Genomic DNA, 23219 nt, shown 5'->3' with positions numbered 1-23219 from the left:
CCGCTCCAGCCACCCTGACGCCCTTCCGCTGGCGATTCGACTACATGAGCTCTATGACGAAATAATCGCCCTGCTGTATCCACTTTACCAGGAAGTTGATCGTCAGGTCGGTACCGCTCCAATACATCTCGACGGTTGATGGAGACGGCTTTATGAGGCCTCCCTCGATAAAGTCACTCGACCTCGTCCCAGATACGCCTGAGATGAAATTGAAATCCTGGAACTGGAATGTGACCTCGCAGCTGAGAGTGAACGGCGTGAACCCGCCGCCGGCCGGCTTGGGCAACGCGAACTGAACCAACGCCGGCTCTGCGTTCGGCTTTTCGGTCTTTGAAAAGCTGCCGGATGGCCCCTGCAGGTGCCAGGTGATTTCAGTGATTTCTTTCTTAGTGGCGTTGAACCAGAGACCCGTTGCTATCGTCAGCATCGCCGGCTTGACGACCGGCGCCGCAGTAAGGGGAATACTGATGGTCTCGGTCTTGTAGCCAACGGCTGCAACTTGCAAGCTGACCGATGCTTGGCCGGTCGGCGGAGATAGCGTGAACGCTGTGTTGGTGGCCCCGACCACCGCGCCCCCTTGCGATATGGTCCCTCCAACCGATTGGGACTTGTTATCGGCGTCGACTGCTTTGATGGTTATCGTCGCCGGCTGGCCCGCTATCAGGGACGGGGGAGCCGCGGAGAGCAGCATTTCCCCGAGGGTGACATTGACGGGAACTCTGGTGAGCGGAGACATCTTCGTGCACAATGTCTGCATCACCGTAATTTGGTCTTCTACCTTGAGCTTGCCCACGTAAATCCCGAAGAAGAGCGTCGTCCAACCAAGTGGCGTATCGCTGGCGCGCCACTTCCCGTTCACGAATACATGCACGCGCGCCCCGGGAATCACGCCTGATACGTAAATTAACCGCTGGAAGACCCGGACGGGCTGTTGAATATCCGGGGTCTTGAGTGGGGTCAGGTCGGACACTTTGATCGGGCCCCCGACCCGAAGTGCGAGGGGCTGACAAGTAAGCTCCAGCTCGGCGTGAATGTGCTCGCCGGCGCGCAACGGCCGAAATGTCTCGACCCAGACGAGGCCGCCAAAACTGAATACGGGCTTGCTGATTACAGGAGAATCTGGCGCATCCGAGTACAAACGTACGACCGCGTTGTCGACGCTGTTGACGAAAGCGCCGCTTGCACATTCAAATGCAGGCTCCATGACGGTCGGCGGAAATACGCTGCCCTGGTAAGACCCTACCACTAGCAACTTATCCGATGTGGCTGTCTTGCCGCATAGCTCCTGGATGACGACGAGCGATGGAAACGGTGGCGAGGCCGGGATCAGGGCCGACACGTCGGGAATCCAGTATTGGCCGGAACTCACATCCTCGCCGACTCCGATTCTCCCGAGCACGGTAGCTGCACCCGAAGTCGGATCGACAAGTTGGATCGTCAATGTCGCGCCGGGCTCGAGATTGGAGATAGGCAAAGCACGGGCTGCCGGGCAGGAGTACTGTGAGGCGTCGATTACGGGCTTTCTAACCGGCAAGGTTTCGTCGACGATCACCGGAGGGGCAGATGACGGACTTGATGCATTGCAGCGCTCGAAGTGCTGCGTGGCGCTGAAGACATCCGGATTGTGCGCGGCACGGCCAAGCAGCGCCAGGAGGTTGGCACCGACGAAAGGATATTCCAGCACGTCGCCATTGAAGTGGACCTTCGTGGTGGCGCCTTGAGCCAACCCCCTGACGGGTACTGCTTGCGCGCACCCAGGAACCGGGCCGACTGCTGGTGCCGGCATGGTATTTTCCCGATACGGCGTCTGTTCGGCGGGCAAGCTCGGGGTCTGACTGCTCTTCACCTGTCCGGCAGGCGTCTGAACGGACTGCACTGCGCTAAGCACATCGTTAGCCTGGATCGCCCCGCGAATGCGCACTGGTACGACATTTCCGCGTGCAGTATCGCTGCCAATCAATGCGCCGCCGTTGAAAATCTCGACCGTGGCGCCAGGATAGGCTGCGCCTATCAGCACCCAGTCGACGCACTCGTGCACCTGACTCAAATACACCAATGCGCTTAGCGTCGAGGGATACCCGAGCACGACGATCGGGACCGGGCTTGGATCACTGGTTTCGGCGCCGAGCGTCCAACGTGCGGTCAATGCATCCCCCACGTTGAGGGAGCCTGCGGCGACCGGCACAAAGGTACTGGTTGTGGCGCCGGCATTTACCGCAGGGACGGGTACGCCATTTACCAGGAGGGAAATGCTCGAGCCGGGAAGCGGCCCATCGATACGGACCGAGGTACTCAAGACCGATACGGGGCCAATCACAATTGGTGCAAGGAGCGTGCTCATGTTCGTTTCCCTCTCTGTACGGCGCAGACATGTCGCCTGGTTCGAAACAGGACATAGAGGGAGCGCACTTACGGATGACTTACGGATCGGTCGGCGCGGTGCTGGACTGCGCTCGCGTCCGTCGCATGATCGAGCGCCCGACGACAGCCGGCACCGCGCTGGTCATGCCGAAGGGACCGATCGAGCATTAGTGGCTGGCGGCGCGTCCAATTGGGCGAGCAAATGAAATTGCGGCGCCTGGCCCAATCCGCGAATGCACGAACAGGATGGCCATTGTGGAGAGACGGTTATATCAGTTGGTGTGACTATGACCACTAAGGGGAGACGATGCGTTACATACGTCCGCTTTCAATTGAAGACGCCGCCGGCCTGTTGGCCGGTTCAGCCGGCACGGCCGCCATCCTCGCCGGAGGCAGCGACCTCTTGGTGCGAATGAAAGGCGGCTTTATCGAACCCGACCTGATCGTCGACATCAAGGCGATCGACGGGCTTGGCGAGATCAGGGAAACAGCCGAGGGCTTCAGCATCGGCGCCGCGGTCCCCTGCGCCGTGCTGGGCGAGAACACGGCCCTGCAGAAGGCATGGCCCGGCGTCGTCGAAGCGGCCAAGCTGATCGGCTCGAAGCAGGTGCAGGGACGCTGCACCATCGTCGGCAATCTGTGCAACGCCTCGCCGGCCGCCGACAGCGTGCCGGCGCTGGTGGCCGCTGGCGCCAAGGCTGTGGTCGTCGGCCCGGGAACCAGGCGCACGATTGCCGTGGAAGCGGTGCCGACTGGGCCGGGCAAGACGTCGCTGGCCAAGGGCGAGATCGTCGAGGCAATCCTGCTCGACAGCCGTCTGCCGCGTTCGGGCGATGCCTATCTGCGTTTCATTCCGCGCACGGAGATGGACATCGCGGTGGTAAGCGCCGGCGTGAACTTGACGCTCGATGAGCAAGGTCGCGTCAAATCCGCCCGTCTGGCGTTGGGCGCCGTGGCGCCGACGGTGATTCTGGTCGAGGAGGCCGCCGAGGTTCTCATCGGCTCCAAGCTGGACGAAGCCACGCTGGAGAGGCTCGCCAAGGTCTGCTCGGGCGCCTGCCGCCCGATCGACGACAAGCGCGGCACTATCGAATTCAGACGGAAAGTCGCGGGTGTGCTGGCCAAGCGGGCCGCCACGACCGCCTATGCACGCGCAGGAGGCAAATGATGGCTGGTGTGGCAGTATCAACGACAATCAACGGCGACAATGTCGAGTTTCTTTGCCAGCCGGACGAGACGCTGCTTGATGTCCTGCGCGATCGCCTGGGGCTGACGGGCGCCAAGGAAGGCTGCGGCACCGGCGACTGTGGGGCCTGCAGCATCATCCTCGACGATCGGCTGGTGTGCTCGTGCCTGGTGCTCGGCGCGGAGGCCGAGGGCCGGCACGTCGAGACCATCGAGGGCATGGCGCATGGCGACAGGCTGCATCCGCTGCAGCAGAAATTTCTGGAACACGCCGCACTCCAATGCGGCGTCTGCACGCCGGGCTTCCTCATGGCTGCCAAGGACCTTTTGGCCAAGAATCCCGATCCGACCGAGGAGGAGATCCGCTTCGGCCTCGCCGGGAACCTCTGCCGCTGCACCGGCTATGACAAGATCGTGCGTGCCGTTCAGGACGCCGCCAGCGTGATGAAGGGAGCATGACGATGAATTTCGATCCGCGTTACTCCGGACGCAATTTCACCTCTGTCGGCACGCGTCCCATCCGTCCCGACGGCGTCGACAAGGTGACGGGCCGCGCACGCTATGGCGCCGACTTCAACATGGCCGGGCAACTGGTCGGGCGCGTTCTCAGAAGCCCCCATGCACATGCCACGATCAGGAAGATCGACACGTCGAAGGCGGAGAAGCTCGCCGGCGTCAAGGCCGTGATCACCGCGGCCGACCTGCCCGACCTCACCGACGGCGATGCCGCCATGTACGACATCCTCGACAACTGCATGGCGCGCAAGAAAGCGCTCTATGACGGCCATGCCGTGGCCGCGGTGGCTGCGGTCGATGCCCGCACGGCGAGGCAGGCACTGAAGCTGATCGAGGTCGACTACGAGGTGCTGCCGCATGTCACCGACGTCGACGAGGCGATGAAGCACTCCGCACCCCTGATCAACGACGCCATCTTCACCGAGGGCCTCGAGCAAAAGCCCGTCAAGCCTTCAAACGTCACCAAGCGCACCCAGTACGGCCATGGCGACATCCATGAAGGTTTCGGCCAGGCCGATTTCGTCGTCGAACGCTCCTTCAAGACCGAGCAGACGCACCAGGGCTATATCGAGCCGCATGCCTGCGTGGCCAATGTCAGCTCCGACGGCACCGCCGACCTCTGGGTCTGTACGCAAGGCCATTTTGTCTACCGCCAACACTGCGCCCAGCTGCTTGGCATGGAAGCCTCGAAGCTGCGCGTCACCTCCTCGGAGATCGGCGGCGGTTTCGGCGGCAAGACCCATGTCTGGGCCGAGCCGGTGGCACTGGCGCTGTCACGCAAGGCCGGGCGGCCGGTCAAGCTGGTCATGACGCGCGACGAGGTGTTCCGCGCCTCCGGCCCGACCAGCGCCACCTCGATCGATGTTCGGATCGGCGCCCGCAAGGACGGCACGATCACGGCGGCCGAGGCGACGCTGCGCTATAGCTGCGGCCCCTATGCCGGCACGTGGGCCGAGATCGGCGCCATGACGGCCTTTGCCTGCTACAAGCTCGAGAACGTCAGGACGGTCGGCTACGAAGTGCTTGTCAACCGGCCCAAGACCGCGGCCTATCGCGCGCCGTCGGCTCCGATGGCGGCGTTTGCGGTGGAAAGTGCGGTCGACGAGCTGGCCAAGGAGATCGGCATGGACCCCGTCGAGTTCCGGATCAGGAACGCGGCGCAGGAAGGCACCAGATCGTCCTATGGACCGGTATACGGCCCGATCGGCATCGGGCCGACGCTGGAGGCGGTGAAGAATCATCCGCACATGAAGGCGCCGCTCGGCAAGAACCAGGGCCGCGGAATGGCCTGCGGCTTCTGGTTCAATTTCGGTGGCCAGACCTGCACCGACCTCAACATCGGCATGGACGGCTCGGTCTCCCTTGCCGTCGGAACCGTGGACGTGGGTGGTTCGCGCGCGTCGCTGTCGCTGGTGGCGGCGGAGGAGCTCGGTATCCCCTATGAGCAAATCAAGGCGGTGGTCGCCGATACCTCCAGCCTCGGCTACAACGATATGACGGACGGCAGCCGCGGCACCTTCTCGTCTTCGATGGCGACGATCTCCGCCGCTCGCAACGCTATCAAGGTGTTGCGGGAACGCGCCGCACAGATGTGGGACATTCCCGTCGACGACGTGGTCTGGGAAAAAGGTCACGCGATTGCCAAGGGCGAGAAATACGACAACCTTGCAGCATTGTCGCTGAAGGAGATCGCAGCCGCGTCAGGGAAGACGGGGGGACCGATCGCAGGCCACAGTGAGCTCGTCGCCGACGGCGCCGGCGTCTCCTTCGCCACCCATATCTGCGATATCGAGGTGGATCCCGAGACAGGCTCGACCAGGGTGCTGCGCTACACCGTCGTTCAGGACGCCGGCAAGGCGGTGCATCCGACCTATGTCGAGGGGCAATACCAGGGGGGTGCCGCACAAGGCATCGGCTGGGCGCTCAACGAGGAGTATATCTACGGCAAGGACGGGCGGCTGCAGAACCCTGGCTTCCTCGATTACCGGATCCCGGTCTGCTCGGACCTGCCGATGATCGACACGCAGATCCTCGAAATCCCCAATCCTAACCATCCTTACGGGGTGCGCGGCGTCGGCGAGACCTCTATCGTGCCGCCGCTGGCGGCGATCGCCAATGCGGTCTCGAACGCCGCGGGCGTGCGGATGACGCATATCCCGATGTCGCCGCCGCGCATCCTGGCGGCGATCGAGGCGGAACGGGGAGGCTGATGGTCGAAGTAACGCTCTGGGGGTCGCTCGGCGCGATCGCCGGAGGCAAGAGCAAGGTCGAAATCGAGGCGAAGGACATAAGGGAGCTGTTCAGGAAACTGGCTGAACAGTATCCCGGCCTCGAGCCCTACATCGATCGCGGCATCGCCGTCGCCATCGACGGGACGATCTATCGCGACACCTGGTCGAAGGAACTGCCGGAAGGGGCGGAGATTTTCCTGCTGCCGCGCCTTGCCGGGGGATAACTGAACAACCCTGTCCTACCCATTGACGACCAAGACATGGCCTAGGCTCGAGAAAAACCTCGGCTATCCACGAGAATTCTTGGCCAGTTCAGCCTGCGAGTTTGGCTCCTTTTCGATGACTGCTTCTGTGTCAATCACAGGCATAGAGGCGAGCGAGCTACACGTCTGCTTTGAGGCGAAAGCAGCCGCCCGCAGCGTAGAAGTCAAATGGCTTGGGTCAGAACCTACCATTTACCAATGTCAGCTTCATGATTCATAGGCACAGTCTTGGGAGTCAGATGCGATGGCGGAGCGTCTCAATGATCACCGCCATCGCAGGCGAGAGCTGTCGCCTGCTCGGGTAGTAGAGGTGATAGCCCGCAAATGGCGGACTCCAGTCGTCAAGCACGAGCCTAAGGCATCCCTTGGCGATGTGGTGGCTGACGAGGTTTTCCGGGACATAGGCGATCCCGAAACCGCTTATCGCAGCCTCGATCATGGGAATGGACGAATTGAAGGTGAGTTGGCCTTCCACCCGCACACGAAGGTCGCGGCCATCCCTGGCGAATTCCCAGGCATATAATCCGCCGAACGTCGCCTGCCGCATATTAATGCAGTCATGATCGACCAGATCCTGCGGTGCGGTCGGAACCGGATGGCGGGAAAAGTACTCCGGCGAAGCCACGGCCACGAGCCTCCAATCCGGCCCGATGCGCACTGCGATCATATCCCTGTCGATGCTCTCACCAAGCCGCACGCCTGCGTCGAAGCGCTCCTCCACAATGTTCTTCATGCCGTTGTCGCTGTAGAGTTCGACGCACACGTCAGGATAGTCGCTGAGCAAGGGCTGCAGCTTCGGCCAGACGGTCGTCTGGAGCGCATGGTCGGAAAGCGTGATACGGACCGTTCCGGAGGGCTTGTCGCGAAAGGCCACCAGGCTTGCGAGGTCCGCTTCGATTTCCTCGAAGCGGGGAACAAGAGATTGGAAAAGTCGCTCGCCGGCCTCGGTCGGAGCGACGCTCCGCGTCGTACGCGTCAGCAGGCGGACGCCAAGACGAGCTTCAAGCTCCTTGATTGTCGAGCTCAGGGTCGACTGCGAGGTTCCGAGCTTGGCCGCCGCCTTGGTGAAGCTGCGCTCCCGGGCGACCGCCACGAACCAGAGCAAATCCTTCATGCCATCGCGCTGCATAGGGCACCTCCCGTCGGACATTTATATCATAAGCAGATAAGTCCATGCGAATTACTCAGTCTAATAGAATGGGTTCCTCTGCAATATCTTCCAGCATGGTGACGGGGATGGGCGGCTGATCCACCCCCGTCGCCTTGCAAGGATGCCAATTATGGAAACGACCTACGACACAAGGCTTGTCGAAGACCGCGCCGCATGGGGCGCGGTGCTGTCGATGGCTCTGTGTGTTTCCGTGCTCATCGCGTCGGAATTCATGCCGGTCAGCCTGCTGTCGCCGCTAGCGGCCGATCTCGGCATCACCGAGGGCCGCACGGGACAGGCGATCTCGATTTCGGGCGCTTTCGCCGTCGTGACCAGCCTGCTGGTCGCCGGCCTCACGCGCCGGATCGACCGCCGACTGGTCGTGACCGGCTTCACCCTTCTCCTCATCGTGTCCGGGCTCACTGTCACCTTCGCGCCGAACTACGCGTTCCTCATGGTCGGCCGGGCGCTGCTCGGCATCGCGATCGGCGGGTTCTGGTCGATGTCGACCGCGATCGTCATGCGCCTCGTGCCGCAAGACATGGTTCCGAAGGGTCTCGCCATGCTAAACGCTGGCAATGCCATTGCGGCCACCATCGCCGCGCCGCTGGGCAGTTTTCTTGGCGCCTATGTCGGCTGGCGCGGCGCTTTCTTCCTCGTCGTGCCGCTTGGGCTCCTGGCGCTGGTCTGGCAGTGGACAAGCCTGCCGGCGCTGCCCCCGCGCCGGAGGAAGCGTCCAGGCAATCCGCTGGCGCTCCTCGGCCGTCTTCCTGTCGCCACCGGCATGGCGTCGATCATGATGCTGTTCATGGGCCAGTTCGCGCTCTTCACCTATCTGCGGCCCTTCCTCGAGAGCGTCACTAGGGTCGACATCGCCGCGCTTTCGGCGATCCTGCTGGCGATGGGGCTGGCCGGGGTGCTCGGCACCCTCTGCATAGGCCGGCTTTTGCGCACGCGCCTGTTCAGCATCCTCATCGTCATCCCGCTGGTCATGGCCGCGCTGGCAGCTGCGCTCATCGCCCTCGGTGCCTTGCCGGTTCCCACAGCGCTGCTGCTCGTTGCCTGGGGCTTCTTCGGCACGGCCGCGCCCGTTGGCTGGGGCACGTGGCTCAGCCGGACGTTGCCGGACGACGCAGAGGCCGGCGGCGGGCTGCAGGTGGCAGTCATCCAGCTCGCCATTACAGGCGGCGCCGCGATCGGCGGCACGCTCTTCGATACGGTCGGCTGGTGGGGTGCATTCATTTTCGGCGCGGTGCTGCTCTGTGGATCGGCGCTCGCCGCCTTTGCAGCATCGCATTTGGCCCGGAGGTCGCAGCCATGACGGCAGCCATGACGATCGACCGTCCGGACCTCAGCCGCCGCGCGTTGCTCGGCGGCGCGCTCGCGGCAACGGTCCTGCCGCGGGCCGCCCGCAGCCAGCAGGGCAGCGACCCAGGCAGCCAGGAGCCCACCGACATGAAGATCAAGATGATTTTCAATGGCCGGACCATGACCGCCACGCTCTACGACAATCCGTCGGCGCGCGACTTCTTCACCATGCTGCCGCTCGATCTCACCATCGACGACTACGCGCATAACGAGAAGATTGCCTATCTGCCGCGCAAGCTGACGGAGGAGGGCAGCGGCCCGTTCGGCAACGAGCGGCCATACGACCTTTGCTATTTCATGCCCTGGGGCAATCTGGCCATGTTCTACGCCGACTACCGCCATCCCGGGCTGATCAGGCTCGGCCGCTTCGACGCGGGCGAAGAGGCCCTACACGTAAGCGGCAAGTTCCCGCTTCGCATCGAACGCATCTGACAGGAGATCACCATGGATATTCTTCGCGCAGGCACCAGGCCGTCTGGCAACGGGCCTTCCGACTGGTTCACCGGCACGGTCCGCATCGATCCGCTGTTCAACCCGTTCGACGCCGCGCGCGTGCAGGGCGCGCAGGTGACGTTCGAGCCGGGCGCCCGCACCGCCTGGCACACGCATCCGCTTGGACAGACGTTGATCGTCGTCTCCGGCCTCGGCCTCGTTCAGAGCGAGGGCGGGCCGGTCGAGGAGATCCGTCTCGGTGACGTTGTCTGGTTCGCACCCGGCGAGAAGCATGGGCACGGTGCCTCACCCGAGACGGCCATGATCCACATTGCCCTCCAGGAGGTCAAAGACGGCAAGGTGGTGGACTGGCTGGAACACGTCAGCGACGCCGACTACGGCGCCTGACATCGATTGAACGAAAGGAAAGCAAAATGCTCGCAACCGTTCTTCATAAGCCCGGCGACATCCGCTGCGAGGAAGTCGAAGACCCAAGGATCCTTCGCCCGACGGATGCTATCATCAAGCTCTCGGCGAGCTGCATCTGCGGCTCGGACCTGTGGCCCTATCGCGGGCTGCAGCCGGTCAACGGCCCGATGCATATGGGCCACGAATATTGTGGCATCGTCGTCGAGGTCGGCGCAGAGGTGCGCACGGTCCGTCCCGGCCAGTTCGTCGTCGGCTCGTTCTGCCTCTCCGACAATACCTGCCCGCATTGCCGCTTCGGCTTCCAGTCGTCCTGTGTGCAGCGCGAGTTCATGTCGGGCGCGCAGGCGCCTTACGCCCGCGTGCCGTTGGCGGATGGCACACTGGTCGCCACCGCCGAGGTGCCGCCGGCCGAACTCATCCCTGACCTGCTGGCTGTGTCCGATGTGCTCGGCACCGGCTGGTATGCGGCCGACGCAGCCGAGGTCCGAGAAGGATCGACGGTGGTGGTGGTCGGCGACGGTGCGGTCGGCCTGATGGGCGTGCTTGCGGCCAAGGAGATGGGCGCCGAGCGCATCATCGCCATGAGCCGGCACGCCAGCCGCCAAAAACTCGCCCGCGAATTCGGCGCGACCGACATCGTCGCTGAGCGCGGCGAGGAAGGTGTGGCCCGGATCAAAGGGCTCACTAAGGACGTCGGCGCGGACTCGGTGCTGGAATGCGTTGGCACGGCGGAATCCTTCGACCAGGCGCTGGCCTGCTCTCGCCCCGGCGGCACCATCGGCTATGTCGGCGTGCCGCATGGCGTGAGCTTCGATGGCCAGAATCTCTTCTTCGGCCAGAAGCGCATGCTGGGCGGCCCCGCGCCGGTGCGCCGCTTCCTGCCCGACCTCATGGACCGTGTGCTCAAGGGCAGGATCAAGCCCGGCAAGGTCTTCGACCTCAAGCTGCCGTTGGCCGAGGTCGCTGAAGGCTACCGCGCCATGGACGAGCGGCGCGCCATCAAGGTCATGCTTTCGGTGTAAGCGAAGATTGGGCGGACGGCCTGTCCGCACCCACAAACCAGAAAAGGAACAACGACATATGACGATGAGATTGAAGATCGCCGCCCTTGCGCTTGCGCTTTCGGTCGCCACGCCGGCTTTCTCTCAAGAGTCCCCGATCATCGGCGCATGGCGCATGAGGTCGCTCGAGGCCGGTGCCGAGGGAAACCTCAAGCCCGTGCCATATTCCGGCCAGGTCATCTTCACCGAGGCCGGCACCCTCTCGGTGCAGGCCCAGAACCCCGACGCTAAGGCGCCGGACACGCTTTACACGGCGAATGGCTACGAAGCCTATTACGGGCCGGTCGCCATCAACGACCAGGACAAGACCTTCGTCATCACGATCGAATCCTCCCTGGTCCGCAACCTTGTCGGGAAGAGCATGAAACGCAAATTCGAAGTCTCGGACAACAAACTGGTCCTGACGCCGGACAATCCGGCCGAAGGCTGGCGCGTGACCTACGAACGTTACTGATCGGAACAGCCCGGCTGTCAACGTGTTATCGGTGGCCACAATGGCGCGGACTTCTGACCGAAATGGCGCGATGGCGGAACTGGTGCCAATCATGGCGGCTGTCTTCGCCGGCTTCCTCCTGATCGGCTTGGCGCTACCCGTCCTGCCGCTGCATCTTCACCAGCAGCTCGGCTTCGGCCCCTTCGCAGTCGGGGTGGTGACGGGCAGCCAGTTCGTCGCCTCGATGCTGTCGCGCATTGGAGCCGGAAATTATGCCGATGGGCACGGCGGCAAGCGGGCCGTCGTCGTCGGCCTCATTGCCGCTGTCCTGGCGGGGTTCATTTACCTCGGCTCGCTGGCATTGCTCGACCGGCCGGTAGCGTCCGCATCGGCGCTCTTCGCCGGCCGGGCGGTACTGGGCGCGTCTGAGAGCTTCATCATCACAGGCGGCGTCGCCTGGGGCCTCTCCCTTGCGGGCGGACAGAACTCCGGAAAGGTCATAGCCTGGGTGGGCACGGCGATGTTCGCAGCACTCGCGCTAGGCGCGCCGATCGGATCTGCGCTTTACGGGACGAGCGGCTTCGCCGCGATCGCACTCGCGACGGTCGGCCTGCCGCTTGCGACGCTGCTTGCCATCCTGCCTATGCGTGGCACCAGCCTCGCCGCGAGCGCCGCACGACAGTCATGGACGAGCGTGGCGCAAGCGGTCTGGCTTCCCGGCGTCGGAGCTGCTTTCAGCAGCCTTGGCTACGGCGCGATCCTGTCCTTTGGCGCGCTGCTCTTTGCCGAACGCGGCTGGCAGCCGGTCTGGCTTCCCTTCACCACTTATGCCGCGTCGCTGATCGCGGCAAGGCTGTGCTTCGGCCACCTGCCTGACAGGTTAGGGGGCGCGCGCGTCGCCGTGATCTTCGTGGCGGTCGAGGCGGCAGGGCTGATGCTGATCTGGCTTGCGCCCGGGCCCGTTCTCGCCGCCATCGGAGCGGGCCTGACTGGTCTCGGCTACTCGCTGGTCTATCCCGGTTTCGGTGCCGAGGCCGTAAGCCATCTTCCACCACGCAGCCGCGGCCTGGCCATGGGATTCTACACCGTCTTCCTCGACGTGGCGCTCGGCTTCGGCAGTCCGGCGCTCGGCTTGGTCGCTGGGTCGGCCGGGCTGCAATTCGTCTTCTTCGCCGTCGCGACGGCGACGCTTCCGGCGTTGGGCATCGCTCTGCTGCTGGGTCGCCGTAACGCTCCACTATAGAGCCGGATAGTCTGGGCTCGAGATGTCGCGCAACTACGATCGCTCCCGCTTCGCGGGAAGCTGAGGCATCAGCCGAACCTGCTTTTGGTGGCGATTGAGGCCGATCAGGTCGTCGGATCGATCATGGTCGGGTATGACGGCCATCGAGGGTGGATATCGCGCATCGCTACCTTGCAGTCCCATCGCCAAAAAGGGATCGGCGAGGCCCTCATCCATGAGGCCGAAAGGCGGCTCGCCGGCCTTGGTTGCATAAAGATCAACCTCCAAATTGTCGCTTCCAATTCGACGGTTCTTGGGTTCTACCGAAAGTGCGGATACGAGGTCGAGGAGCGCATAAGCATGAGCAAACTGTTACCGAAAGTTTGAGGTGCTCCGCCGATTAACTCGTCGTCGCGGCTCGACGGCTCAGGTCCATTGGAATCTTGGTACCGGTCATTATTGTGGCAGCGAACCTCTCCGGGTGAATCGCGCTGCGGGATACGGCCGACGGCCGAAGCCGGGCGAAGTCCAGCCAGCCGGAGGGAGCCCTACATACGGTCGAATTACTGGAGCAGTGAGGACATGCATGCAGATCGCATCCAAGCCACGCGTCCGCCTGGCAAGCCGTCAGGAACTGGATGGAATTGGGTTGCTCGTCTCAGAGGCTTTCGCATCGTTACGGCCCGTTCTGGCACCGCACATCTTCGAGCCCTACGTCAAGGATGCGCGGGATGTCGCGGGGCGATGGGCGAAAGCCAGCGTCGCGGTGCTCGAAGCCGAGGGACGCCTCGTCGGGACGGTCACCTACTACGCCGATGCCGCCTTTGACGGCATGGGCTGGCCGCCCGGGCTGGCAGGCCTCAGGACTCTCGCGGTTGTTCCCTCGTCACAGGGCCGCGGATATGGCCGCGCGCTTTGCGAATGGTGCGTCATGCAAGCGCGTCTGCAGGGCTCAGGCGGCCTTGCGCTTCACACTGCCTCGTCCATGATGTCTGCATACAAGCTGTATGAAAGCCTTGGCTTCGAGAGACGCCCCGCCCACGACCTTTTCGCCTCCGACATTATTGGCTTTGATCCAGCACTCGGCGATCAGCAGATCATCGCCTACCTGCTGCCGCTCAAGCAGATCGAGAGCAGCCGCGATCGATAATGTTCGACCGCCGTTTGAACGGACGGAGGCATCATCTCGCTTCCGGATGCTGTCCGCAGCTTCCACCGTATGTCTCGATGCGAGCAGATCCTAGTCTTTCGTATAGTCAGGCCCAACACGAGTCGGCAGGTTGTCGGCGAGTTTCAACCAAGGGAGCTTCTCCTCAAAAGCGACATGCAGCGTAGGTGCAAATTTTTCTGGCTCCTCCATCGCTGCCGCAAAAAAATGCATGACATCAGACATGTTTTTTGAGCGGAAGGACAGCGGCGTACCACAGTGATCGCAAAATGTTCTTTCCACACCGGGAGAAGAGTTGAATACCTTCGGTAGCTTGCCCAGCCATCGCCATTGGCCGTTCAAGACGCCAATATAGGAGGTCATCGGCGCAGAACATTGCCGCCGACAACTTTCACAATGACAGACCACGCAGGCCTGTGCCGGGCCATCGACTTCAAAGGCAATAGCGCCACATAAGCAATGACCACGCATGCAAATTCTCCTTGAGCCAACAAGGACAGCTTCATGCCTGGGCGTGAGGGAGGCGCCATGAAATGCGTCGAGCTGGCGCCCAATTCCGACATTCGGCGCTGGCGATTGTCCTCGCGTGCGCGAGGCGTTGCCTCCAAGCTGCCTTCACTACCCCCTTTCGGCATATTGAAATGTTCGTAGAGTTTCTCCGCCGGGCCGCTGAATTCAGGGCCTGGCAGGTCTATCGCAACCCGAACACTACAGTGGAATTGCGGTCACTTCCTTGGCCGTTCGGATCACGAACATCGTGTGGTATCGCGCGACGTTGCTTCGGTCTCGGAACAGTCGCTCGCACAGCGCATCGAACTCTTCCATATCCGTCAGGCGGAGCATGAGGACGGCGTCGGTTTCGCCGCTCACACTGTAGGCCTGAGTGACGGCCGGTTCCTGAGCGGCCAACTCGAGAAAGTCCCTCATATACTGCTCGCCATGACGCTCCAGTTCGACGGCGACGATCGCCTTCAAGCCCCGGCCAGCCTTTGCCGGTGCGAGAAGCGCGACAACGCGGCTGATGACACCGCTCTTCTTCAGTCGTCGTATGCGGCGCAGGCAGCTCGAAGGGGAAAGCCCGACTAACCCCGCCAGTTTGGCGTTAGTTCGTGAGGCATCATCCTGGAGCAGGTTGAGAAGCCTTCTGTCGATCTTGTCCATGTCGGTCGCGCTCATCGTCGGTGCGTTGCAATTTTATTGCACGGAATCGCAAACTTTGACCACAAATGCGAAGCGTCTCACGCTACTCAGACGGCTCCAGGAATGATGGAGCAGCATGATGGCAATTTGCGCCGCCTTCTATCGCAAGACATTGGAGACGCTTGAAATCTATTGGGAACTGGTTCGCGTGATCGTTCCGGTTGCGATTGCCACGCGGCTGCTGCAGGACCTTGGCGTCATCCAGGCGATTTCTCCGTTCTTCTCCCCGCTCATGTTGCAGGTGGGGTTGCCACCTGAACTCGCCTTTGCCTGGCTGACGGGATTGCTGGTCGGGATCTGGGGCGCGCTTGTGATCGTATTCACCTTGGTTCCGGTTTCGGCGCTCAGCACTGCCGACATGACGGTTCTTTCGGCTCTCTTGCTGTTTGCACATGCCATTCCGATCGAGCAACGGATCATTCAGAGGGCCGGGCCGAGCTTCCTGGTCACCGCGGCGCTTCGTATTGGCGGGGGTTTGGTCTTTGCTGTCCTTCTGCATCAGATATTCACCGTGACCGGATGGCTGTCAGGACGGGTGAAGCCAGCGTGGATGCCGACGAATGAAAGCACCGACTGGGGCGGCTTTCTCCTGGGTACGCTCAAAACCCTGGGCATCATGCTCGTTGTTCTGCTTGCGCTGAGCTGGGTGATCGAGCTTCTCAAGATGTCGGGCATTTTGGAGTGGATGAACAGAGGGCTTGCACCGCTCTTTCGGCTCGCCGGCATCGAAAAGCAGACGGTACCTTTCGCCGCTGTTGGCCTGTTTCTCGGGATTTCCTATGGCGCAGGACTGCTGATCCGCGAGGCGCGCACGCCTAGCGCGGAGCCGCGTCAGATATTCCTCGCCTGCGTGTTCATGGGTTTTGCCCATAGCCTCATTGAGGATACGTTGGTCGTTGTCACACTTGGCGCTGATGTTACGAGCGTGCTTTTCGGTCGCCTAGCGTTTGCCGTGCTCGCGACCGCCGTGATCGCAAAAGTAATCAAGGCGGTTCCCGACGCTCTTTTCTTCAAGACATTTCCACAAGGAAGAAGGCAGTTCGCGCAATCGGATTTCGGAGCCGGCGATTAGCGGGCCGTTGACGTGAGCCCTCCTTACGCAGCAGCCGACATGTGTGTCGCATCGCTATCGCGACAGGACGCGGCTACCCCTCGCCCGACAGATCGCGCCGCGCCTTGTCGAGTTCCTCGGCATAGCGCCGCATCAGGTGGCCTTCGGTCAACAGCCCGACCACCTTGCGGTCGGTGAAATCCTCGACCACCGCCAATTCCTCGGCGCCGGCGCGCTGGAAGGTCTCGGCCGCCGATTGCACGTTCATGCTCGGCACCAGCACCGCATCCCTGAATTTGGCGAAGGACAGCACCGGCATCTCGTCATCCGACAAATGGCTGTGCAATTCGGCGACGATCAGCACGCCGACATAATGCAGGTCGGCGTCAACCGCGATGACGCGCTGCGAGGCACCGAGCGGCACCTGCTTGCGGAATTCCGCAAGCGTCGTCGAGGCGTCGATGGTGCGGACATCCTTTCGCATCATCGAGCCGACAGTCAGGCTGCGCATCCAGCCGACATCATGGGCGCTGCGGATCGTTTCGCCGCGCAGGTGAAAGCGCCATGTCGAGAAGGAATAGCCGAACGTTTCGCGCACCAGGATCGCCGCCATGAGCGAGGCGGCCAGCACCACGCCGGTCAGCGTCAGGTCGCGGGTCGATTCCAGCGCCAGGAAGGTCATCGTCAACGGGCCGCCGACGACGCCGACGGCGAGCGAGGTCATGCCGACGACGGCGGCGACGGCAGGGTCGATGCCGGTCGCCGGCGAGACGAATGCCATCGCGCCGGCAAACATCTTGCCGAGCAGCGCGCCGAGAAACAGCGAGGCAAAGAACAAGCCGCCGCGGAAGCCGGAGCCGAGCGAGATCGCCGAGGCCGCCAGCTTCAGCACGAAGACGCTGGCCACCACGGCCAGCCCGTAATTCATCGCGAATTCGCGGTGCAGCGCGCCATGGCCGCTGGACAGGACCTGCGGCGTGACCAGCCCCAGCAGCCCGACCATCACGCCGCCGATGGCGGGGCGCAGCGAGGCGTCGATCGACAGCCGGGCAAAGAGGCGCTCGATCAGGCTCACCAGATGCATGATGGCGATGGAAGCACCGCCGCCCAGAAGCCCGAGCAGCATGAACGGCAAATACTGGCTGACGGTGAGCTGCGGCAGACCGGCGAGCTCCAGCGGAAACGGCACGCCGCCGAACACCTCTGCGGTCAGCGAGGCCGAGATCGCGGCGGCCATCACCGGCGCAACATTGGCGACCGAGTAGATGCCGATGACTAGCTCGAAACCGTAGAAGGCGCCGGTCAGCGGCGCGTCGAAGGCGGCGGCGATCGCGCCGGCGGCACCGCAGCCGACGAGGATGCGGACATCGTTGCGGCGCAGCCTGAACAAGCGCGCCAGCCGCGACGCCAGGCCCGAACCCACCTGCGTATAGCCGGCCTCGAGCCCGACCGAAGCGCCGAAGCCGCTCGAGATCATCGTCTGCCCGGCGATTATGAAGGTGTCGGTCAGCGACATGCGGCCGCCGTAAAGCGCGTTGGCTTCGATCGGATCGACCGGCGTGCGGAACTTCCGCTTTCTCAGCCAGATCACCGTCAGCCCGAGCAGGATGCCGCCGATCGCCGGTATCAGCGCCTGCTCCGGCCTTTGCAGCGAAAACATCGCCGAAAGCCGACCGCCGGGCTGAACGCCGAACATAAGCCCATGCAGGACCTGCACCAGTCCGCTCATGCCGGTGACCAGCGCACCCGCCATCACCCCGACCAGGGCAGCCAGAATGACGACGGCAATACCGCGCGCCTCGAGCAGCGGGATCGATCTGATCAGCACCGCGCGCAACCGGCGGGCATAGACTTGCGGTTCGTTTCTGGGCGGTTCGTTTCTGGAAAGCACCGGGGCGGCTCGCCGATATTCGTGGGTGCCTGATACCCTCGGCAACATCGCATGGCAACATGCAGGCCGCCGAGGTGTCATGCCCGCGTGATGCTGCGGCGATAAAGCCCATCCTCAGCTCGGGGAACCGCGTTGACGTAAACGTCAACCCAAAGCTATATGCGCCAGCGACCGTGGCTGTAAAACCAGGCATGCGACTTCGGCCAGGTCGAAGCGCCGGCGCGCGACAAACGCAACGAGACGAGGAGAACCGCCATGAGCGTTCAGGAGATTGCCGACAAGATCAGGTCGCGCGTGGCGAGTGCCGGGTTCGATCGCTCCGTGAAATTCGACACCGGCAGCGACGGCGTCGTCGTCATCGACGGCGCCGATGTATCGACCACCGATGCGCCGGCCGATTGCACCATAAAGCTGTCGCTCGACGATTTGGACTCGCTGATATCAGGCGATCTCAACCCGACCATGGCCTTCATGTCCGGCAAGATAAAGGTCGAAGGCGACATGAGCGTCGCCATGGCGCTCAGCCAACTGATCGGCTGAGCACTTGAGGTGAAACAAGCCGCCGCGCGATGGGCGGGCGGCTTGCTTCGAACCATCAGGCAGCGAGCGGCAGCCCCTGCGCCTTCAGCTTGCGCCCTGCCGCCTTCAGCGTGCCTTGCGCGCCGTCGAGCGCGCCGACAACCAGTTCCCGCGCCAGCAGGCGGTGCCGCTCGTAAGGCCCCGGCATGGCCAGCGAGCCGGTCTTTGCGGCCGAAAACCCGAAGCGCTCGTAATAGGGCGCGTCGCCGACCAGCAGGATCGCCGCATGGCCAAGCCGCTCGGCCTCAGTGACCGCATGGCGCATCAGCGCCGAGCCGATGCCGGCATTTTTCAGCGCCGGGTCGACCGCAAGCGGGCCGAGCAGCAGAGCTGCCGTGCCGCCCTCGCCCAGCACCACGTCCCACAGCCGCACCGTGCCGGCAACAGTGCCCGACGCATCGCGCGCGACAAAGGCCAGGCCCTCCGAAGGCCGGCGGCCGCGCCGCAGCTTTTCCGACGACTTCTTCCGGCGCTTCGGCCCCATGGCGCGATCGAGCAAAGCCTCGCGAGCGCCAACGTCGGCGGCGGTTTCTGCAGTGATGACAAAGGCGCCAGCAATCTCCCCCCTCGAGGGGGAGACGGCCGCGAAGCGGCCAGAGGGGGTCGGTTCGGCTGCTGCGACCTCTCTTAGACCGTGGGAGGCCGGCGCTTCACGCGCGGCGACCCCCTCTGTCGCCTTTGGCGACATCTCCCCCTCGAGCGGGGAGATTCCTGCGGCGCCTTCAACAATGAAATCTACAATGTCCATGTCCGCAATCCCTGGCGAGCGGAGATCTGTTCCACAGGCGAACCGAAGCGGACGATCTGTCGCCCGCACCGGGTGATCTGAAAGCCGAAGCCCTCAGATCACGTAGGATCGGAGAGGCTCGAAGCCGTTGAAGGCGACCGAGGCGTAGGTCGTCGTGTAGGCGCCGGTGCCCTCGATCAGCACCTCGTCGCCGATGGTCAGCGATAAGGGCAGCGGGTACGGCGTCTTTTCGTACATCACGTCGGCCGAATCGCAGGTCGGGCCGGCGAGCACGCAAGGCGCGGTCTCGCTGCCGTCATGCGCGGTGACGATCGGATAGCGGATCGCCTCGTCCATGGTCTCGGCAAGACCGCCGAACTTGCCGATGTCGAGGAACACCCAGCGCACATTGTCGTTATCGGCCTTCTTCGAGATCAGCACGACCTCCGACTTGATCACCCCGGCATTGCCGACCATGCCGCGGCCCGGCTCGATGATCGTCTCGGGGATGGCGTTGCCGAAATGCTTCCTGAGCGCCGAGAAGATCGCCTGGCCATAGGCCTGCGCCACCGGCACATCCCTGAGATAGCGGGTCGGGAAGCCGCCGCCCATATTGACCATCTTCAGCACGATGCCTTCGTCGGCCAGCGTCGCGAACACCTTCTTGGCGTCGGCCAGCGCGCGATCCCAGGCGGTCAGGTCGGTCTGCTGCGAGCCGACATGGAATGATACGCCATGGGCGTCGAGGCCGAGCGCCCTGGCATGGCGCAGCACGTCGACCGCCATCGCCGGCACACAGCCGAACTTGCGCGACAGCGGCCATTCGGCACCCTCGCCGTCGGTCAGGACGCGGCAGAACACACGGGCGCCGGGAGCGACGCGGGCGATCTTCTCGACCTCCTCGACGCAGTCCACCGCAAACAGCCGGATGCCGAGCTGGTAGGCGCGCTGGATGTCGCGCTCCTTCTTGATGGTGTTGCCGAAGGAGATGCGGTCCGCCGGCGCACCGGCGTCCATCGCCATCTCGACTTCGGCAACGGAAGCGGTGTCGAAGGACGAGCCCATCGCAGCAAGCAGGCGCAGGATTTCCGGCGCCGGATTTGCTTTCACCGCATAGTAGATCTTGGAATCGGGAAGCGCCTTCTCGAAGGCGCGGAAATTGTCGCGCACGACATCGAGGTCGACGACGAGGCACGGGCCGTTCGGACGTCGGGTGGCGAGAAAGTCAAGGATGCGCTGGGTAGCCATCGGGGTCTCTCCATCAGCGCCTTTCGGCGCGCACAAAGGCTTGCGGACGCGGGCTCTCGGCCTCGCGAACACGCGGTGGACAAAGGCGGGACGGAAATCCATGGAACCAGCCGGTGGAGACCCCGGAACCATGAAGCGCCGTCTCGCGGCGGTGAACCTTGGCCTTGCCCGGCCTCGGTTCGCTTTGTCTGCCTTGGCTTGGATGGGAGACCCGTCCGCACTGCCGGCAATGAAGGTGTGCCTCTTCAGTAACCCCGGTCTTTGGACGACCGGCAGAACACCAGAAAGGCCCGCACCGTCGTTGCTTCAAGGTGTCCTCGGTTGGCGGTTGGCCGCTAAACCGACTGGAGGGGTTGGCTCCAGTTACCTTACCGATTGCCCTCACCATTCGAGGATCGGCGGACACCCACAGGCACGTGCGACTTTGGGCAAGCGCGATATAAGATCGAAAGATTTCACAATCAATAAAAATCGTATCGCAGGTTGTAAAATTTGTGGCATCGAACAATGCTGCGGGACCAGAAGAACAATGCTGCGGCAAGCACACCCGGATATCGAACGCATGACAGGCACTCGCGGCCCGCTGAACGCTTTTCTCGATCTTGATCAAGTCCCTGTTACCAATGCGCAATCCGGCCCGCTTGCCGGCTTGCGGTTGGCCGTCAAGGATATCTTCGACGTCGCCGGCTACCGCACCGGTTGCGGCAATCCGCAGAAATACCGCGAAGCCTCGCCGGCCACGGCCACCGCGCCGGCCGTCCAGACGCTGCTTGATTCGGGCGCCCGCTTCGTCGGCAAGACGCAGACCGACGAACTCGCCTTTTCCCTGCTGGGGCTGAACGCGCATTTCCCATCGCCGATCAATCCGGCGGCACCCGACCGCGTCACCGGCGGCTCGTCCTCGGGTTCTGCTTCTGCAGTCGCCGGCGGGCTGGCCGATATCGCCACCGGCTCCGACACCGGCGGCTCGATCCGTGCGCCGGCAAGCTTCTGCGGCCTGATCGGCCTCAGGACCACGCATGGCCGCATTTCGCTCGACGGCGCCATGCCGCTGGCGCCTTCGCTGGACACGTTCGGCTGGTTTGCCAGGGATATCGTCACCTACGAAAAGGTCGGCACGGTGCTGCTCGGCGACGATCCGCACCGCCACGAACTGGTACGCCCTCTTGCCCTCGACGCGCTGGACAGCCTCGTGCTCGGCCCGCTGGAGGCCGAGGAATATCGCGCCATGGTCCGCAGTGTCGCTTCGGTGCTGGGCGCGCCGCGCAGCGTTGGCCCGCTGTCGCATTCCACTGACGATCTTTATTGGTGCTTCCGCAAGCTGCAAGGCTATGAAGCCTGGCAAAGCCACGGCGCCTGGATCGCTGGCGGCGACCGCATGCTGGGACCCGGCGTCAAGGAGCGCTTCGAGCATGGCGCGACCGTCGGCCCGGCAACCGCGCAGCACGAAACGGAACGTCGCGGTTCGTTTCGCCTCGAACTGGCCGGCCTGCTTGGCGACGACGGCGTTCTTGTGCTTCCGACCGTTCCGGGTGCCGCGCCGCTCAAGGCCGCATCATTCGACGATTTGCAGACCTATCGCGAGCGCGCGCTGAGATTGCTGTGTCTTTCCGGCCTGTCCGGCTTTCCGCAAATCACGCTGCCGCTCGGCAAGGTCGACGGGGCGCCGTTCGGTCTTTCGCTGCTCGGCCCGAAGAACCGCGACCGGCAGCTGATTGCGCTGGCCGCCCGCATCCTTTCGGCCCACCAAGGAGGCGCATGACATGGATACGCTGACCCGCATGCGCGCCTTCATCGACGTGGTCGAGGCCGAAGGCTTTTCGGCGGCGGCGCGCAAGATCGGCCGCTCGAAGGCGCTATTGTCGAAATATGTGCGCGAGCTGGAGGACGAGCTCGGCGCGCTGCTGCTCAACCGCACCACCAGGCAGTTTTCCCTGACCGAGGCCGGCCACACCTATTACCGGCGCGCCTCGGAGATCGTGCGCGAGGTCGACAGCCTTGCCGATGCGGTGCGCGAATCCTCCGGCGACGTGCGCGGCAGGATCAAGCTGTCGGCGCCGCGCACGTTTGCCGACGCGCCGATCGGCCAGTCGCTGATCGATTTCGCCAAGCAGCATCCCGACATCGTGCTCGACATCCATCTCGACGACCGTTTCGTCGATCTGGTCGAGGAGGGCTTCGATCTGGCGGTGCGCATTTCGCGGCTGGAAAATTCCTCGCTGATCGCCAGGCGCCTGGCGCCATTTTCGGTACGGCTTTGCGCGTCTCCCGAACTGATCGCCAAGCACGGCATGCCGGTCAGGGCGCAAGACCTTGCCCGCGTGCCCTGCATCATCGACACCAATGGCCGCTGGCTCACCAACTGGCCGTTCAAGGGCGACGGTGCCGATACGGTGAGTGTTTCGGTCTCTGGCCCGATCGAGGTCAACAGCCCGATGGCGGCGAGGGCGGCCGCCGTCGCTGGATTGGGATTTTCCATCCTGCCGGATTTCATCGCCGCGCCCGACATCGAAAGCGGCAAGCTGGTGACTGCGCTGGATGACCGCATTCTGCCCGGCGGCGGCATTTTCGCCGTCTATCCGCACCGGCGCTATCTGCCTGCAAAAGTTCGTGTCTTTGTCGATTTCCTGGTGCAGTGGTTCAAGGCGCTGGACAACGCATGAGCTTTCAGCCGCCTTGCGGTCCCATTTTCGCCCCCTTTCTG

The 23219-nt window shown here is 63.4% G+C and carries 23 protein-coding genes; 16 read left to right on the top strand and 7 right to left on the bottom strand.

Annotation, left to right across the window (positions count from 1 at the left end):
• Positions 1-40: 40 nt before the first annotated feature.
• Complete coding sequence (locus X773_RS47810) at positions 41-2341, bottom strand: hypothetical protein (RefSeq protein WP_023675446.1); 2301 nt, start codon at positions 2339-2341, stop codon at positions 41-43.
• Positions 2342-2668: 327 nt separating this feature from the next.
• Here X773_RS47810 and X773_RS47805 point away from each other — a divergent pair, with 327 nt between their 5' ends.
• The 4 genes from X773_RS47805 to X773_RS47790 are packed head-to-tail and all read left to right on the top strand — an operon-like array spanning position 2669 to position 6517.
• Complete coding sequence (locus X773_RS47805) at positions 2669-3529, top strand: xanthine dehydrogenase family protein subunit M (RefSeq protein WP_023675444.1); 861 nt, start codon at positions 2669-2671, stop codon at positions 3527-3529.
• Positions 3529-4005, top strand: a complete 477-nt coding sequence (locus X773_RS47800; RefSeq protein WP_023675443.1) for a (2Fe-2S)-binding protein — start codon at positions 3529-3531, stop codon at positions 4003-4005. The genes X773_RS47805 and X773_RS47800 overlap by 1 nt, the downstream gene beginning before the upstream one ends.
• 2 nt (positions 4006-4007) lie before the next feature.
• On the top strand, positions 4008-6272 hold the full coding sequence (locus X773_RS47795; protein ID WP_023675442.1) for a xanthine dehydrogenase family protein molybdopterin-binding subunit: 2265 nt from the start codon (positions 4008-4010) through the stop codon (positions 6270-6272).
• Positions 6272-6517, top strand: coding sequence for a MoaD/ThiS family protein (locus X773_RS47790; RefSeq protein WP_023675441.1), 246 nt, complete (start codon positions 6272-6274; stop codon positions 6515-6517). Before X773_RS47795 ends, X773_RS47790 begins: the two co-directional genes overlap by 1 nt.
• 274 nt (positions 6518-6791) lie before the next feature.
• On the opposite strand, the gene X773_RS47785 is transcribed toward X773_RS47790, so the two are convergent.
• On the bottom strand, positions 6792-7685 hold the full coding sequence (locus X773_RS47785; protein WP_023675440.1) for a LysR family transcriptional regulator: 894 nt from the start codon (positions 7683-7685) through the stop codon (positions 6792-6794).
• 151 nt (positions 7686-7836) lie between these two features.
• Here X773_RS47785 and X773_RS47780 point away from each other — a divergent pair, with 151 nt between their 5' ends.
• The 8 genes from X773_RS47780 (at position 7837) to X773_RS47745 (ending at position 13801) form a co-directional block, all read left to right on the top strand.
• Positions 7837-9027, top strand: coding sequence for an MFS transporter (locus tag X773_RS47780; protein ID WP_031211387.1), 1191 nt, complete (start codon positions 7837-7839; stop codon positions 9025-9027).
• An 8-nt stretch (positions 9028-9035) separates the two neighbouring features.
• Entirely contained in the window at positions 9036-9506 is a 471-nt protein-coding gene (locus tag X773_RS47775) for a cyclophilin-like fold protein (RefSeq protein WP_023675438.1), read from the top strand.
• A gap of 12 nt (positions 9507-9518) precedes the next feature.
• Positions 9519-9914: a cupin domain-containing protein gene (locus X773_RS47770; RefSeq protein WP_023675437.1), complete on the top strand. Its 396-nt coding sequence runs from the start codon at positions 9519-9521 to the stop codon at positions 9912-9914.
• A gap of 26 nt (positions 9915-9940) precedes the next feature.
• Positions 9941-10957, top strand: a complete 1017-nt coding sequence (locus X773_RS47765; protein WP_023675436.1) for a zinc-dependent alcohol dehydrogenase family protein — start codon at positions 9941-9943, stop codon at positions 10955-10957.
• Positions 10958-11015: 58 nt separating this feature from the next.
• On the top strand, positions 11016-11450 hold the full coding sequence (locus X773_RS47760) for a lipocalin-like domain-containing protein (protein WP_245274637.1): 435 nt from the start codon (positions 11016-11018) through the stop codon (positions 11448-11450).
• Between the two features lie 40 nt (positions 11451-11490).
• Positions 11491-12672, top strand: a complete 1182-nt coding sequence (locus X773_RS47755; protein WP_031211384.1) for an arabinose transporter — start codon at positions 11491-11493, stop codon at positions 12670-12672.
• A gap of 6 nt (positions 12673-12678) precedes the next feature.
• Positions 12679-13038 (top strand): GNAT family N-acetyltransferase, encoded by a 360-nt coding sequence (locus X773_RS74290; protein ID WP_084640975.1) that lies wholly within the window; start codon positions 12679-12681, stop codon positions 13036-13038.
• Positions 13039-13237: 199 nt separating this feature from the next.
• Positions 13238-13801 (top strand): GNAT family N-acetyltransferase, encoded by a 564-nt coding sequence (locus tag X773_RS47745; protein WP_023675432.1) that lies wholly within the window; start codon positions 13238-13240, stop codon positions 13799-13801.
• Between the two features lie 90 nt (positions 13802-13891).
• Here X773_RS47745 and X773_RS47740 read toward each other — a convergent pair whose 3' ends face one another.
• Both X773_RS47740 and X773_RS47735 read right to left on the bottom strand, forming a co-directional pair.
• Entirely contained in the window at positions 13892-14290 is a 399-nt protein-coding gene (locus X773_RS47740; RefSeq protein WP_023675431.1) for a GFA family protein, read from the bottom strand.
• 237 nt (positions 14291-14527) lie between these two features.
• The gene (locus X773_RS47735; RefSeq protein ID WP_023675430.1) at positions 14528-14980 is read right to left on the bottom strand and encodes an Lrp/AsnC family transcriptional regulator; all 453 of its coding nucleotides are present in this window, start codon (positions 14978-14980) and stop codon (positions 14528-14530) included.
• Between the two features lie 118 nt (positions 14981-15098).
• Between X773_RS47735 and X773_RS47730 the strand changes: the two genes are divergently transcribed.
• On the top strand, positions 15099-16091 hold the full coding sequence (locus X773_RS47730) for a nucleoside recognition domain-containing protein (RefSeq protein ID WP_023675429.1): 993 nt from the start codon (positions 15099-15101) through the stop codon (positions 16089-16091).
• Between the two features lie 73 nt (positions 16092-16164).
• Here the strand turns inward: X773_RS47730 and X773_RS47725 are convergent, their stop codons facing one another.
• Positions 16165-17961 carry a chloride channel protein gene (locus X773_RS47725; RefSeq protein WP_023675428.1) on the bottom strand — a complete coding sequence of 599 codons (1797 nt, stop codon included), beginning with the start codon at positions 17959-17961 and terminating at the stop codon, positions 16165-16167.
• Positions 17962-18216: 255 nt separating this feature from the next.
• Here X773_RS47725 and X773_RS47720 point away from each other — a divergent pair, with 255 nt between their 5' ends.
• A complete protein-coding gene (locus X773_RS47720; protein WP_023675426.1) occupies positions 18217-18501 on the top strand; it encodes an SCP2 sterol-binding domain-containing protein in 285 nt (94 codons plus the stop codon).
• A 55-nt stretch (positions 18502-18556) separates the two neighbouring features.
• On the opposite strand, the gene X773_RS0137370 is transcribed toward X773_RS47720, so the two are convergent.
• Both X773_RS0137370 and odc2 read right to left on the bottom strand, forming a co-directional pair.
• The gene (locus tag X773_RS0137370; RefSeq protein WP_031211378.1) at positions 18557-19099 is read right to left on the bottom strand and encodes an N-acetyltransferase; all 543 of its coding nucleotides are present in this window, start codon (positions 19097-19099) and stop codon (positions 18557-18559) included.
• A gap of 282 nt (positions 19100-19381) precedes the next feature.
• Positions 19382-20515, bottom strand: a complete 1134-nt coding sequence (odc2, locus tag X773_RS47715) for an ornithine/lysine decarboxylase (RefSeq protein ID WP_023675424.1) — start codon at positions 20513-20515, stop codon at positions 19382-19384.
• Positions 20516-21077: 562 nt separating this feature from the next.
• Between odc2 and X773_RS47710 the strand changes: the two genes are divergently transcribed.
• Both X773_RS47710 and X773_RS47705 read left to right on the top strand, forming a co-directional pair.
• Complete coding sequence (locus tag X773_RS47710) at positions 21078-22277, top strand: amidase (protein ID WP_023675423.1); 1200 nt, start codon at positions 21078-21080, stop codon at positions 22275-22277.
• 1 nt (position 22278) lies between these two features.
• Positions 22279-23178 carry a LysR family transcriptional regulator gene (locus X773_RS47705; RefSeq protein ID WP_023675422.1) on the top strand — a complete coding sequence of 300 codons (900 nt, stop codon included), beginning with the start codon at positions 22279-22281 and terminating at the stop codon, positions 23176-23178.
• The last annotated feature ends 41 nt before the right edge of the window (positions 23179-23219 follow it).

This window comes from Mesorhizobium sp. LSJC280B00, from assembly GCF_000502835.1.
Lineage (GTDB): Bacteria > Pseudomonadota > Alphaproteobacteria > Rhizobiales > Rhizobiaceae > Mesorhizobium.
This window is presented reverse-complemented; position numbering and strand designations above follow the sequence as displayed.

Bases quoted from the DNA above. Each gene is read 5' to 3' on its own strand.
- X773_RS47810 (WP_023675446.1), bottom strand. From the start codon at position 2,341: ATGAGCACGCTCCTTGCACCAATTGTGATTGGCCCCGTATCGGTCTTG.
- X773_RS47805 (WP_023675444.1), top strand. From the start codon at position 2,669: ATGCGTTACATACGTCCGCTTTCAATTGAAGACGCCGCCGGCCTGTTG.
- X773_RS47800 (WP_023675443.1), top strand. From the start codon at position 3,529: ATGGCTGGTGTGGCAGTATCAACGACAATCAACGGCGACAATGTCGAG.
- X773_RS47795 (WP_023675442.1), top strand. From the start codon at position 4,008: ATGAATTTCGATCCGCGTTACTCCGGACGCAATTTCACCTCTGTCGGC.
- X773_RS47790 (WP_023675441.1), top strand. From the start codon at position 6,272: ATGGTCGAAGTAACGCTCTGGGGGTCGCTCGGCGCGATCGCCGGAGGC.
- X773_RS47785 (WP_023675440.1), bottom strand. From the start codon at position 7,685: ATGCAGCGCGATGGCATGAAGGATTTGCTCTGGTTCGTGGCGGTCGCC.
- X773_RS47780 (WP_031211387.1), top strand. From the start codon at position 7,837: ATGGAAACGACCTACGACACAAGGCTTGTCGAAGACCGCGCCGCATGG.
- X773_RS47775 (WP_023675438.1), top strand. From the start codon at position 9,036: ATGACGATCGACCGTCCGGACCTCAGCCGCCGCGCGTTGCTCGGCGGC.
- X773_RS47770 (WP_023675437.1), top strand. From the start codon at position 9,519: ATGGATATTCTTCGCGCAGGCACCAGGCCGTCTGGCAACGGGCCTTCC.
- X773_RS47765 (WP_023675436.1), top strand. From the start codon at position 9,941: ATGCTCGCAACCGTTCTTCATAAGCCCGGCGACATCCGCTGCGAGGAA.
- X773_RS47760 (WP_245274637.1), top strand. From the start codon at position 11,016: ATGACGATGAGATTGAAGATCGCCGCCCTTGCGCTTGCGCTTTCGGTC.
- X773_RS47755 (WP_031211384.1), top strand. From the start codon at position 11,491: ATGGCGCGGACTTCTGACCGAAATGGCGCGATGGCGGAACTGGTGCCA.
- X773_RS47745 (WP_023675432.1), top strand. From the start codon at position 13,238: ATGCAGATCGCATCCAAGCCACGCGTCCGCCTGGCAAGCCGTCAGGAA.
- X773_RS47740 (WP_023675431.1), bottom strand. From the start codon at position 14,290: ATGCGTGGTCATTGCTTATGTGGCGCTATTGCCTTTGAAGTCGATGGC.
- X773_RS47735 (WP_023675430.1), bottom strand. From the start codon at position 14,980: ATGGACAAGATCGACAGAAGGCTTCTCAACCTGCTCCAGGATGATGCC.
- X773_RS47730 (WP_023675429.1), top strand. From the start codon at position 15,099: ATGGCAATTTGCGCCGCCTTCTATCGCAAGACATTGGAGACGCTTGAA.
- X773_RS47720 (WP_023675426.1), top strand. From the start codon at position 18,217: ATGAGCGTTCAGGAGATTGCCGACAAGATCAGGTCGCGCGTGGCGAGT.
- odc2 (WP_023675424.1), bottom strand. From the start codon at position 20,515: ATGGCTACCCAGCGCATCCTTGACTTTCTCGCCACCCGACGTCCGAAC.
- X773_RS47710 (WP_023675423.1), top strand. From the start codon at position 21,078: ATGACAGGCACTCGCGGCCCGCTGAACGCTTTTCTCGATCTTGATCAA.
- X773_RS47705 (WP_023675422.1), top strand. From the start codon at position 22,279: ATGGATACGCTGACCCGCATGCGCGCCTTCATCGACGTGGTCGAGGCC.